Annotated in this window: 18 protein-coding genes; 13 read left to right on the plus strand and 5 right to left on the minus strand. The window is 44.0% G+C overall.

Features of this window, described 5'->3' with window-relative positions; all coding sequences use genetic code 11:
- The first annotated feature begins 102 nt into the window (after nucleotides 1-102).
- The 10 genes from M1F97_RS06025 to yidD all read left to right on the plus strand — a co-directional run bounded on the left by M1F97_RS06025 (nucleotide 103) and on the right by yidD (nucleotide 6,273).
- The gene (locus M1F97_RS06025) at nucleotides 103-351 is read left to right on the plus strand and encodes a YneF family protein (RefSeq protein ID WP_000364981.1); all 249 of its coding nucleotides are present in this window, start codon (nucleotides 103-105) and stop codon (nucleotides 349-351) included.
- A gap of 206 nt (nucleotides 352-557) precedes the next feature.
- Nucleotides 558-1,352 (plus strand): glutamate racemase, encoded by a 795-nt coding sequence (gene racE, locus M1F97_RS06030; RefSeq protein WP_007522320.1) that lies wholly within the window; start codon nucleotides 558-560, stop codon nucleotides 1,350-1,352.
- A complete protein-coding gene (locus tag M1F97_RS06035; protein WP_045593476.1) occupies nucleotides 1,349-2,320 on the plus strand; it encodes a nucleoside-triphosphate diphosphatase in 972 nt (323 codons plus the stop codon). The genes racE and M1F97_RS06035 overlap by 4 nt, the downstream gene beginning before the upstream one ends.
- A complete protein-coding gene (locus tag M1F97_RS06040) occupies nucleotides 2,296-2,817 on the plus strand; it encodes a metallophosphoesterase (protein ID WP_001118944.1) in 522 nt (173 codons plus the stop codon). The genes M1F97_RS06035 and M1F97_RS06040 overlap by 25 nt, the downstream gene beginning before the upstream one ends.
- Entirely contained in the window at nucleotides 2,814-3,275 is a 462-nt protein-coding gene (cbpB, locus tag M1F97_RS06045) for a cyclic-di-AMP-binding protein CbpB (protein ID WP_247944525.1), read from the plus strand. Before M1F97_RS06040 ends, cbpB begins: the two co-directional genes overlap by 4 nt.
- Entirely contained in the window at nucleotides 3,272-4,006 is a 735-nt protein-coding gene (gene xerD / locus M1F97_RS06050) for a site-specific tyrosine recombinase XerD (RefSeq protein ID WP_282185504.1), read from the plus strand. The genes cbpB and xerD overlap by 4 nt, the downstream gene beginning before the upstream one ends.
- A complete protein-coding gene (locus tag M1F97_RS06055; RefSeq protein ID WP_247944527.1) occupies nucleotides 4,006-4,734 on the plus strand; it encodes a segregation/condensation protein A in 729 nt (242 codons plus the stop codon). Before xerD ends, M1F97_RS06055 begins: the two co-directional genes overlap by 1 nt.
- An 18-nt stretch (nucleotides 4,735-4,752) precedes the next feature.
- Entirely contained in the window at nucleotides 4,753-5,322 is a 570-nt protein-coding gene (scpB, locus tag M1F97_RS06060) for an SMC-Scp complex subunit ScpB (RefSeq protein WP_000105287.1), read from the plus strand.
- Nucleotides 5,309-6,031, plus strand: a complete 723-nt coding sequence (locus M1F97_RS06065; RefSeq protein WP_247944528.1) for a pseudouridine synthase — start codon at nucleotides 5,309-5,311, stop codon at nucleotides 6,029-6,031. The genes scpB and M1F97_RS06065 overlap by 14 nt, the downstream gene beginning before the upstream one ends.
- The gene (gene yidD, locus M1F97_RS06070) at nucleotides 6,031-6,273 is read left to right on the plus strand and encodes a membrane protein insertion efficiency factor YidD (protein ID WP_000821624.1); all 243 of its coding nucleotides are present in this window, start codon (nucleotides 6,031-6,033) and stop codon (nucleotides 6,271-6,273) included. Before M1F97_RS06065 ends, yidD begins: the two co-directional genes overlap by 1 nt.
- 31 nt (nucleotides 6,274-6,304) lie before the next feature.
- On the opposite strand, the gene M1F97_RS06075 is transcribed toward yidD, so the two are convergent.
- From M1F97_RS06075 to M1F97_RS06090, 4 genes are all read right to left on the minus strand, one after another.
- Nucleotides 6,305-7,270, minus strand: a complete 966-nt coding sequence (locus M1F97_RS06075; RefSeq protein ID WP_247944529.1) for a siderophore ABC transporter substrate-binding protein — start codon at nucleotides 7,268-7,270, stop codon at nucleotides 6,305-6,307.
- 98 nt (nucleotides 7,271-7,368) lie between these two features.
- Nucleotides 7,369-8,121: an iron ABC transporter ATP-binding protein gene (locus M1F97_RS06080; protein WP_084920391.1), complete on the minus strand. Its 753-nt coding sequence runs from the start codon at nucleotides 8,119-8,121 to the stop codon at nucleotides 7,369-7,371.
- Nucleotides 8,118-9,074 (minus strand): iron chelate uptake ABC transporter family permease subunit, encoded by a 957-nt coding sequence (locus tag M1F97_RS06085; RefSeq protein ID WP_247944530.1) that lies wholly within the window; start codon nucleotides 9,072-9,074, stop codon nucleotides 8,118-8,120. Before M1F97_RS06085 ends, M1F97_RS06080 begins: the two co-directional genes overlap by 4 nt.
- Nucleotides 9,064-10,023, minus strand: coding sequence for an ABC transporter permease (locus M1F97_RS06090; RefSeq protein WP_247944531.1), 960 nt, complete (start codon nucleotides 10,021-10,023; stop codon nucleotides 9,064-9,066). The genes M1F97_RS06085 and M1F97_RS06090 overlap by 11 nt, the downstream gene beginning before the upstream one ends.
- 233 nt (nucleotides 10,024-10,256) lie before the next feature.
- On the opposite strand from M1F97_RS06090, the gene pepA reads away from it, so the two are divergent.
- Both pepA and M1F97_RS06100 read left to right on the plus strand, forming a co-directional pair.
- The gene (gene pepA / locus M1F97_RS06095; RefSeq protein ID WP_247944532.1) at nucleotides 10,257-11,321 is read left to right on the plus strand and encodes a glutamyl aminopeptidase; all 1,065 of its coding nucleotides are present in this window, start codon (nucleotides 10,257-10,259) and stop codon (nucleotides 11,319-11,321) included.
- Between the two features lie 20 nt (nucleotides 11,322-11,341).
- On the plus strand, nucleotides 11,342-11,638 hold the full coding sequence (locus M1F97_RS06100) for a bacteriocin immunity protein (protein WP_125399307.1): 297 nt from the start codon (nucleotides 11,342-11,344) through the stop codon (nucleotides 11,636-11,638).
- Between the two features lie 96 nt (nucleotides 11,639-11,734).
- Here M1F97_RS06100 and M1F97_RS06105 read toward each other — a convergent pair whose 3' ends face one another.
- Complete coding sequence (locus M1F97_RS06105) at nucleotides 11,735-13,366, minus strand: Na/Pi cotransporter family protein (RefSeq protein ID WP_131200801.1); 1,632 nt, start codon at nucleotides 13,364-13,366, stop codon at nucleotides 11,735-11,737.
- 317 nt (nucleotides 13,367-13,683) lie between these two features.
- Between M1F97_RS06105 and M1F97_RS06110 the strand changes: the two genes are divergently transcribed.
- On the plus strand, nucleotides 13,684-18,131 hold a 4,448-nt coding region (locus M1F97_RS06110; RefSeq protein ID WP_247944533.1), incomplete at its 3' end, for an endo-beta-N-acetylglucosaminidase.

Raw genomic sequence — 18,131 nt, forward strand, 5'->3', positions numbered from 1 at the left:
GAATTGGCTTAACTCCATCCCTGAAAGCGTAAAACAAACTAGTCAGGAAAGTCACTTTGTGGTATAATAATAGAAGACTCAAAAAGAAACAGGAGAAAAAGAATGGATTTACTTTTAGCAATTATCTTGATTGTGCTAGCTTTTCTAGGAGGAGCTCTTGGAGGTATGTATTTGGTTCGTAAGCAAATCGAAAAAGAATTTGCGGACAACCCACGTTTGAACGCTGAGGCTGTTCGTGCCCTCTTGAGCGCAAATGGTCAAAAACCAAGCGAAGCCAAGGTGCAACAAGTTTACCACCAAATCATCCGTCAACAAAAAGCAGCCCTCGCTAACAATAAAAAGAAAAAATAAATAAGGAAAAGTCTGGGATGAAAGTTCCAGACTTCTCACTATGTTCAATAGTTCTCAAGGATAAGACTTTTTCCTTGCATTCTATTGATATTTGATTATGATTAAGAGAGAGGCAGTTGACATTCCATCAAGCTGTCTGTCAGTTCGTTCAGGACGAGTAATTATGATGAACTATCAATCAGAAAAAAGACTAGAAAGAAGACTGTATGGATAATCGACCAATTGGTTTTTTGGATTCGGGTGTCGGGGGCTTGACCGTTGTTCGTGAGCTCATGCGCCAGCTTCCCCATGAAGAAATCGTCTATATTGGAGATTCGGCACGGGCGCCCTATGGTCCCCGTCCTGCTGAGCAAATTCGTGAATATACTTGGCAGTTGGTCAACTTTCTCTTGACCAAGGATGTCAAGATGATTGTCATTGCTTGTAATACTGCGACTGCGGTCGTCTGGGAAGAAATCAAGGCTAAACTAGACATCCCCGTTCTAGGTGTGATTTTACCAGGAGCTTCGGCAGCTATCAAGTCCAGCCAAGGTGGGAAAATCGGAGTAATTGGAACCCCCATGACGGTCCAATCAGATATCTACCGTCAAAAAATCCATGATTTGGATCCAGATTTACAGGTGGAAAGTCTGGCCTGTCCCAAGTTTGCCCCCTTGGTCGAGTCTGGTGCCTTATCAACCAGTGTAACTAAGAAAGTGGTCTATGAAACTCTGCGTCCCTTGGTTGGTAAAGTGGACAGCTTGATCTTAGGTTGTACTCATTATCCACTCCTTCGCCCTATCATCCAAAATGTCATGGGACCTAAGGTTCAACTCATCGATAGTGGGGCAGAGTGTGTACGGGATATCTCGGTTTTGCTTAACTATTTTGAAATCAATCGTAGCCGAGATGCGGGACCTCTTCAACATCGTTTTTACACAACAGCTAATAGCCAAAGTTTTGCCCAGATTGGAGCAGAATGGCTGGAAAAAGAGATTCATGTGGAGCATGTAACTTTATGACAAACAAAATTTACGAATACAAGGATGACCAGGACTGGTATGTCGGTGTCTGGGATGTCTATGGAGGTATCTATAGCCTTATCAAAGATCCTCTCGAGCTTGATTTTATGGATTTAGCGCGGATTTTTCGTGACGAAGAAAATGGCTTTCCGATTACGATAACGGTGATGCGCTGGTCTTCTAACTTTCGTCTGCTCTCCTTTATCGTTGAGATTTTAAATGCAGAAGCAGGCCGTAATCTAGAAGTCATCCAACGTCAGGGAGCTCTGCTCTTGGTTGAAGATGGAAAGCTTTTGCATGTTGAATTGCCTAAAGAAGGAGTCGATGTAGAAGCCTTCTTTGAAACTAGCAAGGTTAGAGAAACTCTGCTCATTGCGACTCGTAACGAGGGCAAGACCAAGGAATTCCGAGCTATCTTTGACAAGTTAGGCTACGATGTGGAAAATCTCAATGACTATCCAGATCTGCCTGAAGTAGCTGAAACAGGCATGACCTTTGAAGAAAATGCCCGCCTGAAGGCAGAAACCATTTCCCAATTAACAGGCAAGATGGTTTTGGCAGACGACTCAGGTCTCAAAGTCGATGTCCTCGGTGGTTTGCCAGGAGTCTGGTCAGCGCGATTCGCTGGTGTAGGAGCAACTGACCGTGAAAATAACGCCAAACTCTTGCACGAATTGGCCATGGTCTTTGAACTCAAGGACCGCTCAGCCCAGTTCCACACAACCCTAGTTGTAGCCAGTCCAAATAAGGAAAGCTTGGTGGTTGAAGCTGACTGGCCAGGTTATATCAACTTTGAACCCAAGGGGGAGAATGGTTTTGGTTATGATCCCCTCTTCCTTGTAGGAGAGACAGGTAAGTCAGCAGCTGAATTAACCCTTGAAGAAAAAAATAGCCAATCTCACCGCGCCTTAGCCGTTAAGAAACTTTTGGAGGTATTTCCATCATGGCAAAGCAAACCATCATTGTAATGAGTGATTCCCATGGCGATAGCTTGATTGTGGAAGAAATCCGTGATCGCTATCTGGGTAAAGTCGATGCCATTTTTCACGATGGTGACTCTGAACTCCGTCCCGACTCTCCGCTTTGGGAAGGCATCCATGTCGTCAAAGGTAATATGGACTTTTATGCTGGCTACCCAGAACGTTTGGTGACCCAACTTGGTCCGACCAAGATCATCCAGACGCACGGACACTTATTTGATATCAATTTCAACTTTCAAAAGTTGGACTACTGGGCTCAGGAAGAGGAAGCGGACATCTGTCTCTATGGTCACTTGCATGTGCCCAATGCTTGGATGGAAGGAAAGACGCTCTTTCTCAATCCAGGCTCCATCAGCCAACCACGAGGAACTATCAGAGAATGCCTCTATGCCCGTGTGGAGATTGATGACAGCTATTTTAAAGTAGATTTTTTGACACGTGATCATGAGGTTTATCCAGGCTTGTCCAAGGAGTTTGCTCGATGATTGCCAAAGAATTTGAAGCATTTTTACTAGAGCAGGAAGAGACTTTTCTTACCCCTGCTGAGAATCTAGCAGCCTTGATTGATACCCACAATGCCGACCATGCGATTTTGGTGTTGAGTCAAATCACCTATACCCGTATCCCTGTTGTGACCTTTGACAAACGCTTTGTCGGAACCATTGGTCTGAGAGACATTTTGGCTTATCAAATGGAGCAAGGTTTGACAGATGAACAGATGGCAACGACAGATATCGTCAATATGACCAAGACAGATGTGGCAGTTGTCGCTCCAGATTATAACATCACAGAGGTCCTCCATAAACTGGTGGATGAACCCTTCTTGCCAGTGGTAGATGATGAAGGGATTTTCCAAGGAATCATCACGCGCAAGTCTATCCTCAAGGCCGTTAATACTCTTTTACATGACTTTAGTAAGGAATATGAGATTCGATGCAAATGAGAGAGAGCATATCAGCCTTTTTAGAGGGAAAGCAGGGTTTGTCTGCCAATTCCAAGCAGTCCTATAAGTATGATCTGGAGCAATTTTTAGATATGGTAGGTGAGCGGATCTCTGAGACCGGTCTCAAGATTTACCAAGCCCAGCTAGCCAATCTAAAAATCAGCGCCCAGAAGCGAAAACTTTCGGCCTGCAACCAATTTCTCTACTTTCTCTATCAAAAAGGTGAAGTGGACAGTTTTTATCGTTTGGAATTAGCCAAACAAGCTGAAAAGAAGACGGAAAAGCCAGAGATTCTAGACTTAGACTCTTTTTGGCAGGAAAGTAATTATCCTGAAGGACGCTTGCTGGCGCTTCTTATCTTGGAAATAGGGCTCTTGCCAAGTGAGATTTTAGCCCTTAAGGTTGCAGATATCAATCTGGATTTTCAGGTGTTGCGAATTAACAAGGCTTCCCAACAGAGGATTGTCACCATACCCACGCCCTTGCTTCCAGAGCTAGAACCCTTGATGGGGCAGACCTATCTCTTTGAAAGGGGAGGGAAAGCCTATTCTCGTCAGTGGGCCTTTCGTCAGCTGGAGTCCTTTGTCAAGGAGAAAGGTTTCCCAGAACTATCAGCCCAAGCCCTACGGGAACAGTTCATTCTAAGACAGATAGAAAAGAAGGTCGATTTGTACGAAATTGCAAAAAAATTAGGATTAAAAACAGTCCTGACCTTAGAAAAATATAGATGATGGATATTAAATTAAAAGATTTTGAAGGGCCACTGGACTTACTCTTGCACTTGGTTTCTAAGTACCAGATGGATATCTACGATGTGCCTATTACAGAAGTTATCGAACAGTATCTAGCCTATGTCTCAACCCTGCAGGCTATGCGTCTGGAAGTGACGGGTGAGTATATGGTCATGGCCAGTCAGCTCATGCTGATCAAGAGCCGGAAACTTCTTCCCAAGGTGGCAGAAGTGACAGATTTAGAGGATGACCTAGAGCAGGACCTTCTCTCCCAAATCGAAGAATACCGTAAGTTCAAGCTCTTGGGTGAGCACTTGGAGGCTAAGCACCAAGAGCGGGCCCAGTACTATTCCAAAGCACCGACAGAGTTGATTTACGAAGATGCGGAACTTGTACATGACAAGACGACCATTGACCTCTTTTTGGCTTTTTCAAATATCCTAGCCAAGAAAAAAGAGGAGTTCGCTCGGAACCACACGACCATCTTGCGGGATGAGTATAAGATTGAGGACATGATGGTCATCGTAAAAGAGTCCTTGACTGGACGAGACCAGTTGCGCTTACAGGATTTGTTCAAGGAAGCCCAGAATGTCCAAGAGGTCATTACCCTCTTTTTGGCAACCTTGGAGTTAATCAAAACTCAGGAACTGATCCTCGTGCAAGAGGAGAGTTTCGGAGATATCTATCTCATGGAAAAGAAGGAAGAAAGTCAAGAGGCACAAAGCTAGACTTGATAGAGAGGAAAGATGAGTACTTTAGCAGAAATAGAAGCGCTCTTGTTTGTAGCAGGTGAAGATGGGATTCGGGTCCGTCAGTTGGCTGAACTCCTCTCTCTGCCACCGACAGGCATCCAACAGAGTTTAGAAAAATTAGCCCAGAAATATGAAAAAGACCAAGAGTCGAGCTTGTCCCTGATCGAGACAGGTGGCGCTTACAGATTGGTCACCAAGCCTCAATTTGCAGCGATTTTGAAGGAATATTCCAAAGCTCCCATCAACCAGAGTTTATCTCGGGCGGCCCTTGAGACCTTGTCCATCATTGCCTACAAGCAGCCGATTACGCGGATAGAAATTGATGCTATTCGTGGGGTCAATTCGAGTGGGGCTTTGGCAAAGTTGCAGGCTTTTGACTTGATAAAGGAAGACGGGAAAAAAGAAGTGTTGGGCCGCCCTAATCTCTATGTAACTACGGATTATTTCCTAGATTATATGGGGATTAACCATTTGGAAGAATTGCCTGTGATTGACGAGCTTGAAATTCAAGCACAAGAAAGCCAATTATTTGGTGAAAGGATAGAAGAAGATGAGAATCAATAAGTATATTGCCCACGCAGGTGTGGCCAGTAGGAGAAAAGCAGAAGAGTTGATCAAGCAAGGCTTGGTGACGGTCAACGGCCAAGTGGTACGTGAACTCGCAACGACCATCAAGGCTAGCGACAAGGTTGAAGTTGAAGGCCAACCTATCTACAATGAAGAAAAGGTCTACTATCTGCTCAATAAACCACGTGGAGTGATTTCCAGTGTGACAGATGACAAGGGTCGCAAGACTGTTGTCGACCTCTTGCCCAATGTCAAAGAGCGCATCTACCCTGTGGGACGTTTGGACTGGGATACATCAGGTGTTTTGATTTTGACCAATGATGGTGATTTTACAGACGAGATGATTCACCCTCGTAATGAGATTGACAAGGTTTATGTCGCGCGTGTTAAAGGTGTGGCCAATAAGGATAATCTCCGCCCCTTGACTCGTGGTCTTGAGATTGATGGCAAGAAAACCAAGCCAGCTGTCTATGAGATTCTCAAAGTGGATCCAGTTAAAAATCGCTCTGTAGTGCAGTTGACTATCCATGAAGGGCGTAACCACCAGGTTAAAAAAATGTTTGAAGCTGTCGGTCTTCAAGTGGATAAGTTGTCTCGGACACGTTTTGGGCACCTAGACTTGACAGGTCTTCGTCCGGGAGAATCCCGTCGCCTTAATAAAAAAGAAATCAGCCAACTACACACCATGGCTGTAACCAAGAAATAATGAAACGAATCTTAATAGCGCCTGTACGCTTTTACCAACGTTTTATCTCACCAGCCTTTCCACCCTCTTGTCGCTTTGAGCCTACTTGTTCCAACTACATGATTCAGGCTATTGAAAAACATGGTTTCAAGGGTGTTTTGATGGGCTTGGCTCGGATTTTACGTTGCCACCCCTGGTCGAAAACAGGTAAAGATCCTGTCCCAGACCACTTTTCTCTCAAACGAAATCAAGAAGAAAAATAACCCAACATCATTTGATGTTGGGTTTTCTTGCTTATTTCAAAGCTTTTTGAGCGTCTTCAATCATGAGTTTAGTTGATTCAAGTCCGCCACCACTTAGATACCAGAGGTCTGGTGTTAGTTGGATAATTTTACCGTTTTTAGCGGCAGGAGTTTCAGCGATAAGGGCATTTTCTAGGACGCCGTCGTTGCTTGAGTTGTCACCGCCGATGGCAAGGGTACGGTTGATGACAAAGAGGATGTCAGGATTGATTTCTTTGACACTTTCAAAGCTGACTTCCTGTCCGTGGCGTGAGTCTTCAAATTGAGTATCTGTTGGCTTGAATTTCAAGGTTTGGTACAAGAAAGAGAAACGAGATTGGGCACCAAAGGCGGCCATTTTTCCTTCATTGAGGAGGATAGCAAGGGCTTTTTTGTCAGAACTTTCGTTTTTAGTTGCGACTTCTTGGATGCTCTTGTCTAGGTTGGCTAATTCTTCCTTGGCTTTCTGTGTACCAGTTTCGCCGAAGGCGCTTGCTAAGGATTCGATATTAGCCTTGGTAGAAGTCCAGTAGTCGTCCTTACTTGCTTGGAAGAGCACAGTTGGCGCGATTTCTTTGAACTTGTCTACGAATTTTTGGGTACGTGGAGAAGCAATGATCAAATCCGGTTCAAGAGTAGCGATGGCTTCTAGGTCTGGCTCAACCATAGAACCAACATTTTTAACTTTTTCAGCTAGGCTTTTGAGATAGGTTGGAACAGTTTTTGTAGGCATTCCGACGATATTCTTTTCAAAACCTAAAGCGCGAATAGTATCCGCAGCACCGAGGTCAAAGGTCACAATCTTTTCAGGAACCTTTGAAAGTTTGACCTCATCTAGTGAACTTTTAATAGTCACTTCTGTTGGAGCAGAGCTACTTGTCTCTGTCTGCTTCGTAGTTTTAGTTGTACTACATGCACCAAGTAGGAGCAAGAAGCTAGTCACTAGGGCAGTGAGATAGAGTTTAAGGGATGTTTTCATAATTTCTCCTTTTTAAAATGTGATAACGATGTAGGGAGGCTCTTAGATAGGCTTGTTAGCTAAGAGACAGAGGGTTCTCTAACATGAGTTCAAAATAGCTAGCTATAGATACAGATCTTTTTGCCATTGATATCAGCCAGTGTGATGGGAATCTCATAGAGTTGACTGAGCAGGTCAGCCTGCATGATTTGGGCAGTCGTTCCCTTGCAAAAGACTTGGCCGTCTTTAAAGGCAACAATTTCATCCGCATACTGACTGGCTATGTTGATATCGTGGAGGACGATGATAATGGTCTTACCGAGCTCTTCCACCAGTCGCTTGAGAATCTGCATCATGCTGACACTTTGCTTAATATCGAGGTTGTTGAGTGGTTCGTCTAGCAAGATAAAGTCTGTATCCTGGGCTAGTACCATGGCGATAAAGACACGTTGCAGCTGTCCACCAGACAGACTATCGATGTAGCGGTCTTTTAAGTTGGTCAGTTCCAGATAGTCCAGAGTTTCTCGGATTTTTTCCCAGTCTTCTGCCTTCAGTCGACCACGGCTGTAGGGAAAACGTCCAAAGCTGACTAGTTCTTCAACGGTCAATTTGGCTTGGTAATTAATCTTCTGCTTTAGGATGGTGAGTTCTTTGGCTAGTTCTTGCGAATTCCAACTCTCGATTTCACGACCTTTGATACTGAGAATTCCCTGATCTTTCTTGGTCAGTCTGCTCATAATGGAGAGGAGAGTTGATTTTCCAGCACCATTTGGACCAATAAAGGCTGTCAGTTTATGAGGACTGACTTCAAGCGAAATGTCTTGCAAAATATCCTGTTTTTGAATGGATTTGTCAATGTTTTCCAGTTTCACCGACGTGCCCTCCTATAAAGTAAGATAAAGAATAAGAACCCACCCACACTCTCGATGATCATACTGATGCGAATTTCCAGCGCAAAGACTCGTTCAATCAGGGCTTGCCCCAAGGTCAAACTAATAAATCCAATCAGAATGACTACGATAAAGAGCAACTTGTGCCGATAATCTTTGAGGATTAGATAGGTGAGATTGGCAAGCATAAAGCCGAAGAAGGCCATAGGCCCTACCAAGGCAGTGGTTGTTGAGGACAAAAGCACGATGCCCCAGAGGAGTTCTCTCTGTTCTTTTTCAATATCGAGTCCCAGTATCTGAGCCGTTTCTCTTTGCAGGTGCAAGACATCCAGAACGACTGCTTTTCGAAAGAAAAAGATGGTCAAAGCGAGGATAATCAGAGAACCGATGACTAGGATGGAAGTGTTGAGATGCTGAAAGGAGGCAAAGAGACTGTTCTGCAGTTTATCGTATTCATTTGGATTCATCAGGACTTGGAGGAAGGTACTGATATTTCGAAAGAGACTTCCGAGTGCTAGACAGATTAGCAGGATGAAGACCAGGTCTTGTTTCATCAGTGTCTTCAAGTAGCCTTGTAAGGCAAGAAAGAAGAGGGATTGAAGCAGAAGCAAGACTAGAAATTCTAAGATAGGAGACTTTTCAAGCTGTAGAAATTTGCTTTCAAAAACCAGTAGCAGGGTCTGTAGCAAGACATAGAAGGATTCGATTCCCAAAATACTTGGCGTTAGGAAGCGATTTTCCGTCAGGGTTTGAAAACTAATGGTCGAAATCCCTGTCGCGATAGCTACCAAGAGATAAACGACAATCTTTTGAGAACGAAGTTTCCAAGCAAAGACAGATAGGTGACTAATAGGCCAAAAGTAGAGGAGACAAGCTCCGATGGCCAGAATAATGAGAAGGCAGAAGAGCTTGGTATGTTTGCTTTTAAACTGCATCTTTTCGTCCCCCTCTCCATAGAAGCAGGATAAAGACGAGGCTACCGATGATTCCTAGCAAGAGACTGACAGACAGTTCATAGGGCCGAATGAGAACTCGAGAGAGGATATCGCAGGCCAGAACCAGATTGGCTCCGACCAGTGCGACGATGAGTTTGGTTTGACTCAAATTATCTCCATAGCGCTTGCGGACCAGATTGGGAACGATGACCCCGAGAAAAGGCAAGGCACCCACGGTAATCATGGTGACGCTTGTCGTTAGCGCCACCAGAAAGAGGGCCAGTTTTTCCAGTAGGGAGTAAGAAATCCCCAAACTCTCACTGGTTTCCTTGCCCAGATTCATGATGGTAAAGGTTTGGGATAATTTCCAAACGGCTATCAGGATAATGAGGCCTAAGAAGAGCCACTCATACTGATGGGTCTGAATCATGGAGAAGGAGCCCTGGGTCCAGGCCGTCATACTCTGAACCAGATTGAAACGATAGGCGATAACTTCTGTGACAGAACCGATGATCCCGCTATAGATAATCCCGATCAAGGGCAACATCCACCTTTCCTTTACAGAAAAAATAGTCATAAAGGCCAGGAAGAAGAGGGTAAATAAGATGGATGAGCCAAAAGCAAAGAGCATCTTTTGGGTCAGACTCGCAGACGGAAAGACAAAGAGGCTTAACACCATTCCCAGTTTGGCGGCTTCTGTCGTTCCGACTGTGCTTGGGGCAGCAAACTGATTTTGGGTAATGGTCTGCATGAGGAGTCCTGCCATGCTCATACTAGAGGCTGCAAGGAGAATACTGATGGTTCTTGGAAGACGCGACTCTTGAAAGAGAAGCCAGGTCTGTTGGTCAAAAGCAAAGAATTTTTCCCAAGAAAAATCACTGGTTCCAATGGTGATGGAGAGAAAGACAAGGAGTAGAAGTAAGCCAGTTAAAAAATGAGAGAGTTTCATGCCCCGTCCTTTCACGTAGATTTGGTATAAAAATACCCTTGGAGATAATGTAACACGATTTTTTTAATCTGTCAATAAATTTTCTGACAATTTAATGTAAAAAGAAAGAAAAATTCCTGAAATAACATCTGCCCCTCTATTTTATAGGATAAACTAGTAAAAACCAATCCACCTTCCCACTATCCTTCTCCTATAAAAAGTGGTAAAATGGAGGATAGAAAGAAGGAACTGATATGACAACATTATTTTCAAAAATCAAAGAAGTAACAGAAATTGCTGCGATCTCAGGTCATGAAGCGCCTGTCCGTGCCTATCTCCGTGAAAAGTTGACTCCACATGTGGATGAAGTTGTGACAGATGGCTTGGGTGGTGTTTTTGGTATCAAACATTCAGAAGCTACCGACGCGCCCCGTGTTTTGGTTGCTTCTCATATGGACGAAGTTGGCTTTATGGTCAGCGAGATTAAGCCAGATGGGACCTTCCGTGTCGTTGAAATCGGTGGCTGGAACCCTATGGTAGTCAGCAGCCAACGCTTTAAACTCTTTACTCGTGACGGTCGTGAAATTCCCGTGATTTCAGGCTCTGTTCCACCACATTTGACACGTGGAACAGGTGGACCAACCATGCCAGCTATTGCAGATATTATCTTTGATGGTGGTTTCGCGGATAAGGCTGAAGCAGAAAGTTTTGGCATCCGTCCTGGTGATACCATTGTCCCTGATAGTTCCGCGATCTTGACAGCCAATGAAAAAAATATCATCTCCAAAGCTTGGGACAACCGCTACGGTGTTCTCATGGTGAGCGAGTTAGCTGAAGCCTTGTCAGGTCAAAAGCTTGACAATGAACTCTATCTGGGTTCTAACGTCCAAGAAGAAGTTGGTCTCCGTGGCGCTCATACTTCTACAACTAAGTTTGATCCAGAAGTCTTTCTAGCCGTTGACTGTTCACCTGCTGGTGATGTTTACGGTGGCCAAGGTAAGATTGGGGACGGAACCTTGATTCGCTTCTACGATCCAGGTCACTTGCTCTTGCCAGGTATGAAGGATTTCCTTTTGACAACAGCTGAAGAAGCTGGCATCAAGTACCAATACTACTGTGGTAAAGGCGGAACAGACGCTGGAGCAGCTCATCTGAAAAATGGAGGTGTCCCATCTACAACCATCGGTGTCTGCGCTCGTTATATCCATTCTCACCAAACTCTCTACGCGATGGATGACTTCCTAGAAGCCCAAGCTTTCTTGCAAGCCTTGGTGAAAAAATTAGATCGTTCAACAGTTGATTTGATTAAAAATTATTAAATATGAGGGAGGTGGTCAGGATGGCAGAAGAAAATCTAGAAAGCCTTATAAAAGATCTCTATAACCATGCCCGTCAGGGCCTGAGTGACGATTTAGTCGCTGCTCTCCTAGAGACTGCTAAAAAACTACCTACTACAAATGAACAATTGCTAGCAGTCCGACTCTCGGGACTGGTTAATCTTGAACTGTTCAGAAATCCCAAACATCCAGCACCTGAATTGATAAACTTGGCTCGCTTTATCAAAAGAGAAGAAGCCAAGTACAGAGGCACTGCAGTTTCTGCTATCATGTTTGGTGAACTCTTTAAAATGCTTTGATTCCATTGTGAATCAAAGCATTTTTTATATGTCAGAAAAGACATTCTTGATGAGGAGACGAAAAAAGCCATCCCATTCAGGATAGCTTTTTGGTTATTAGATTTGTTCAGCAATGACTTTTTCAGCTAGGTTCATGGCGTGGTCAGATACACGAGTGTAGTGGGAAATGATGTCGATAAAGTTGACCCCAGCTTGTGTTGAACACTCACCCTTGTTAAGGCGTTTGATGTGGGTCTTTCTGAGAACGCGTTCCATATTGTTGATTTCTTTATGGCGTTCAATCAGACTTTGAGCTTTTTCAATATCATTATTTTCCACACTATCAAGGGCATCTTTGATAAATGCAGTAGTTTTTTGATAGATATCAGCTAATTCCTCTAGAGCAGCTTCAGAGAAATGAACATCTTTGCGTTGGAGGTAGTCTGTTAGGTTGAGCAAGCCTTCTGCGTGGTCCCCAATCCGTTCCAAATCACGAGATGAATCCAGAATGTTAGTCAACACTTCGCTTTCCTTTTGACTCAAGGATTCGCTTGAGAGTCTGATGAGGTAACGAGTGAGTTTTTCATCGATAGTATTGATGGCTTCCTCTGTCTTGTGACCTTTTTCAGCTACCTTTTCATCCAAACCGATGATATAGGTATAAGAAAGGTCAAAAGCTTTGGCTGCATAGTTCCCTAAGTGCAAAAGTTCTTTTTTGGCATTTCCTAGAGCGATAGAAGGAGATTGCTGGATAAGTTGTTCGTCGAGATAAAGAGGCTCGTACTTGACAACCTCGTCTTCACCAGGGATGAGCTTGGTTACAAAGTAGGCCAAGGCTCCGATGAATGGAAATTGTACAATGGTGTTACTTACGTTAAAGGCACCGTGCGAGAAGGCGATCGTCATCTCAGGTGAGAGGTGAAGGAGTGCCTGAAAGTACTCGATCATAGCAGTGAAGGGGCCTAATAAGATTAAGCAAAGAATAGTCCCTAAAACGTTAAAGGTAACGTGAGTCGCTGCAACGCGCTTTGCAGAGACATTGGCTCCAGCTGCCGCGATGATAACGGTTAGGGTTGTCCCGATATTATCCCCGAAGAGAACTGGTAGTGAACCTTTAAGGTCAAGGAACCCACCTGCATAGAGACCTTGCAAAATCCCAATTGTCGCAGAAGAAGCTTGGATGAGGACGGTAATGACTGCACCGGCTACCACTCCTAAAATAGGATTTTGTCCCAAAGTTACCATATATTCCTTGAATTGTGGTAAATCTTTAAGCGGACTCATACCGGCACTGATGAGGTTGAGGGCGTAGAAGATTCCCCCAACACCAAATAGGATGCGTCCGATATTGTTTGCTGTTCTATTTTTTGTAAAGAAGAGGAACATGGTTCCAAGGAAAATCAGGGGTAAAGCATATTCGCCAAGCTTGAAACCGATGATAAAGGAAGTAACGGTGGTTCCAATATTGGCTCCCATGATAATTCCGATAGCCTGTCTAAGAGTTAGAAGACTAGCGCTGACCAGCCCAACTGTAATAACTGTAACCCCTGTACTTGACTGAATCAGGGCGGTTACGACAATCCCAACTAGAACGCCTAAAAAGGGATTGCTAGTGTACTTGTCAATGTAAAAACGAAGGCGATCTCCAGCAGCTTGTTGCAAACCGTCCCCCATGGTCTTAATACTGTATAAAAACAGTCCTAGACCACCTAAAAAGTGAAATAAAATTTCCTGCCAATTAATGGACATTTCTTTTTCCTCCGAAAAATAATCGCGGAATTTCTCCTATTCTATTTTAAAGGATAAAAGTAAATCTCACAAGTGTTTTCTTGATCTTTTAGTAAGAAATCGCTAACTTTTTTAAATTTCTTCCTTAGAATAGAGTTCTTACCCCAAATATAAATGTCTGCAAGGATTATATCCAAATTTAACTGTTTCTTATCCTAGTTATAGTTTATACGTAAAATAGATTGACATCGCTTTCATATAAGATAAAATGAAGATAATCCTGTTCTGATGCTTGATTGTGGGAACAGTTACTTTTTTTGTTCTATTAGGAGGATAAGATGAAAGATCTATTTTTTGAAAAACGTTGCCGTTACAGTATTCGTAAGCTGTCAATCGGGGCTTGTTCCTTGATGATTGGATCAGCTTTATTTGCGAGTCCAGCTCTTGCCGAACAGGTCGCTGTCCCTGAGGCAGTTGCAAATACGAGCGCCCAAGCTACAAGCGCTAGTGAAACAGCTAAACCAGACACAACAGCCCTCGAAAAACAATTAGAGGAAACTGAAAACAAAGTAGCTGAGCAACCAATTTCAGAAAACACTCCTGCAATAACGGATCTGGTTAATGAAAAAGAAGAAGCGAAGTCAGCTCCGACAGAAACAGCTGAAAAACCAACTGATAAAGAAGGAGTCAAGCCTGAGGAAGCTCCTCAAGTGGTTGACAATAAAGCCGACAAACCAAGTCTAGCAGACGTTCCTAAAAAAGAAGAGAAGAGTCTCCGGCCAAAAGAAATCAAATTTGATACTTGGAATGATTTGTTGAAATGGGAACCAGGTGCGCGCGAGGATGATCCCATCAATCGTTCCTCAGTTGAACTCGCCAAGCGCCATAGAGGTCAGTTGGTTAACGAAAAAGCAAGCAGAAGAGCCAAGGTTCAAGCTCTAGCAAATACCAACTCAAAGGCCAAAGACCACGCTTCTGTTGGTGGAGAAGAATTCAAGGCCTATGCTTTTGACTACTGGCAATACTTAGATTCAATGGTCTTCTGGGAAGGTCTAGTCCCTACTCCAGATGTCATTGATGCCGGGCACCGCAACGGAGTTCCCGTTTATGGAACCCTCTTTTTCAACTGGTCAAACAGCATTGCCGACCAAGAGAAGTTTGCTGAGGCTTTGAAGCAAGATGAAGATGGCACCTTCCCGATTGCACGTAAACTTGTTGAACTCGCTAAATACTATGGCTTTGATGGCTACTTCATCAACCAAGAAACAACGGGGGAATTGGTAGCACCTCTTGGTGAAAAAATGCGCCAATTCATGCTCTATACAAAAGAATACGCGGCTAAGGTCAACCACCCAATCAAGTATGCTTGGTACGATGCCATGACCTACAAATATGGCCGTTACCACGAAGATGGTCTAGGTGATTACAACTACCAGTTTATGCAAAAAGAAGGAGATAAGGTCCCTGCAGATCAATTTTTTGCTAACTTCAACTGGAACAAGGAAAAAAATGACCACTCTGTAGAGATGGCAAAATGGCTAGAACGTAGCCAGTATGATGTCTTTGCAGGCTTAGAATTGCAACAAGGTGGTTCGTATAAGACCAAGGTCAACTGGGATGCTCTTTTAGATGAAAAAGGCAAGTTGCGCTTGTCACTTGGACTTTTTGCGCCGGATACAATTACCAGTCTAGGAAAAACAGGTGAAGACTACCACAAGAACGAGGATATCTTCTTCACAGGTTACCAAGGAGATCCAACGGCTCAAAAACCAGGTGATAAAGAGTGGTATGGAATTGCCAATTTAGTTGCGGACCGCACTCCAGCAGTAGGCCGGACCTTCACTACATCTTTTAATACAGGTCATGGTAGAAAGTGGTTTGTAGACGGCAAAGTTTCTAAGGATTCTGAATGGAACTACCGTTCTGTTTCAGGTGTCTTACCAACATGGCGTTGGTGGCAGACTTCAACGGGGGAAAAACTTCGTGCAGAATATGACTTTACAGATGCCTACAATGGCGGAAATTCCCTTAAATTCTCAGGTGATGTAGCTGGTAAGACAGACCAAGATGTGAATTTGTATTCTACTAAACTAGAAGTAACGGAGAAAACCAAACTTCGGGTTGCCCACAAGGGAGGAAAAGGTTCGAAAGTTTATATGGCCTTTTCTACGACTCCAGACTACAAATTTGAGGATGCAGACGCATGGAAAGAACTGACTCTTTCTGACAACTGGATAAATGAAGAAATTGACCTTAGCTCACTAGCAGGTAAAACCATCTATGCAGTTAAACTCTTCTTCGAACATGAAGGTGCTGTAAAAGATTATCAGTTCAACCTAGGTCAATTAACCATTTCAGACAATAACCAAGCACCTCAAGCCCCGACAGGTCTCTCTGTGGTGAAGCAATCTCTTAAGAATGCCCAAGAAGCTGAAGCAGTGGTTCAATTTTCGGGTAACCAAGATGCAGATTTCTATGAAGTCTACGAAAAAGACGGGGACAACTGGCGTTTGTTGACAGGTTCATCTGCTTCAACCATCTACTTACCAAAAGTTAGCCGCTCTGCTAATGCGACTGGTAGGACTCAGGAATTGAAAGTTGTTGCAGTTGGTAAAAATGGACTCCGTTCTGAGGCTGCAACTGCGTCATTCAACTGGGGCATGACTGTTCAGGATACAACTCTCCCAAGACCTTTGGCTGAAAATATTGTTCCAGGGGCAACGGTAATTGGTAGCACTTTCCCAAACACTGAAGGTGGAGAAGGCATTGAAGGTATGTTGAACGGTACCATTACTAGCTTGTCAGATAAGTGGTCTTCAGCTCAGTTGAGCGGTAGTGTGGATATTCGCTTGACCAAGCCACGTCGTGTTGTTAGATGGGTCATGGATCATGCGGGAGCTGGTGGAGAATCCGTAAACGACGGTTTGATGAACACCAAAGACTTTGACCTTTATTATAAAGATGCGGATGGTGAATGGAAGTTAGCTAAGGAAGTCCGTGGCAATAAAGCGCACGTGACAGATATCACTCTTGACAAACCAATTACTGCTCAAGACTGGCGTCTAAAAGTTATCACATCTGATAACGGAACACCTTGGAAGGCCATTCGTATCTATAACTGGAAGATGTACGAAACCTTGGACACAGAAAGTCAAAATATTCCAATGGCTAAGGTAGCTGCTCGTTCACTTGGAAACCACCAAGTTCAACTAGGCTTCTCTGATGTTCCGGCAGGCGCAACCATCACCGTTTACGAAAAGGCTGATTCACAAACACCAATTGCAACTTTGAAATCTGAAAATGGTGGCGACTTGGCAACAGCGCCATTGGGCTTTGACAAGCAACCAACTCTCCTCTACTATCGTACCCAACTACCTGGCAAAGAAATCAGTAACACCTTGGCAGTAGCGATTCCGCAGGATGAGAGAAAAATTGCTGCGGTTAGCCTTGAAAAAGGGCCGAAGAAGACAGTTTACAAAGAGGGAGAAAAACTTGACCTTAGAGGCGGCACTCTCCGTGTTCAATACGAAGGGGGACAAGACGATGAACTGATCAACCTTACTCACTCAGGTGTGACTGTATCTGGATACGACGCTCATCAAAAAGGGGAACAAAAGCTCACAGTCAGCTACCTTGGACTTCCAGTTACTGGTGACTTAAAGGTACAAGTGACAGGTCAAGATGAAGGAAAACCAAAAGAAGTAGCAGGTTTGTACATTACTCAGAAACCGAAAACGGATTATCTAGTAGGAGAGCAACTGGATCTTGCAGAAGGTCGCTTTGGAGTTCTCTATGATGATGAGACGGAAGAGACGCATACGTTCACAGATCAAGGTGTTGAAATTACGGGCTACGATGCTCAAAAGACTGGTCGTCAAACCTTGACCTTGCATTATAAAGGACACACTGTTGAGTTTGATGTCTTGGTTTCTCCAAAAGCAGCTGTCAACGATGAGTACCTCAAACAAGAAATCACTGCTGCCCAAGGCCGTCAGTCAACCCTTGCCTACACCTTCTCAAGTGAGGACAAACAAGCAACACTAGTAGAGAAGCTCACTGCAGCGAAAGCAGTAGCAGAAAGCCACAATGCTAGCCAAGAAGAAGTCAACCAGGCTTTGAATGAGTTGAAACAAGCAGGGACAGACTTGGATGGAAATCAACGTTATCAGACTGCTAGAGAGGAATTGGAAGGATTGCTCGAATCTGTCCGTGAAAAAGATCCTAAAGCTGAGTTGATTGCCCAAGCAGAAGCTTTGTTAGCCTCACAAACGCCAACTCCTCAAGCTTTTGCGGAAATGAAAGAAAAGCTGAATAAGAAACTAGCTCCTGCAGAAGAAAGCCATCATGTTGGTAGCATGGATCCAAATGAAGTAGCTCCAACGGTTGAGGCCCTCCCTGAACTAGTTATTGAAACTGAAACAACAGCCTTTGAACGTCAGGAGCGACCAAACGCCGAGCTTCTCAAAGGACAACGCCGTGTTGTGCAAGTTGGAGTTGAAGGTCGAGTTCGTCACTTTGTAGAAGTAGATGCCCAAGGCAATCGCACTCTTCGTTCGACTGAGGTTCTTAAGGAAGCAAGCCCAGAAATCACCGAAGTTGGTACAAAAGTTCTATCAAGCAACCAGCCAGCTGAAGGTGTGAAAGATTTAGTTCTAGAAATTCCGAAACTAGAAGTTGAAGAAGAATCAGTGGACTTTGAACGCCAAGAACGACCAAACGCCGAGCTTCTCAAAGGACAACGCCGTGTTGTGCAAGTTGGAGTTGAAGGTCGAGTTCGTCACTTTGT

The sequence above is a fragment of the Streptococcus oralis genome, from assembly GCF_023110435.1.
Classification (GTDB): domain Bacteria; phylum Bacillota; class Bacilli; order Lactobacillales; family Streptococcaceae; genus Streptococcus; species Streptococcus oralis_CF.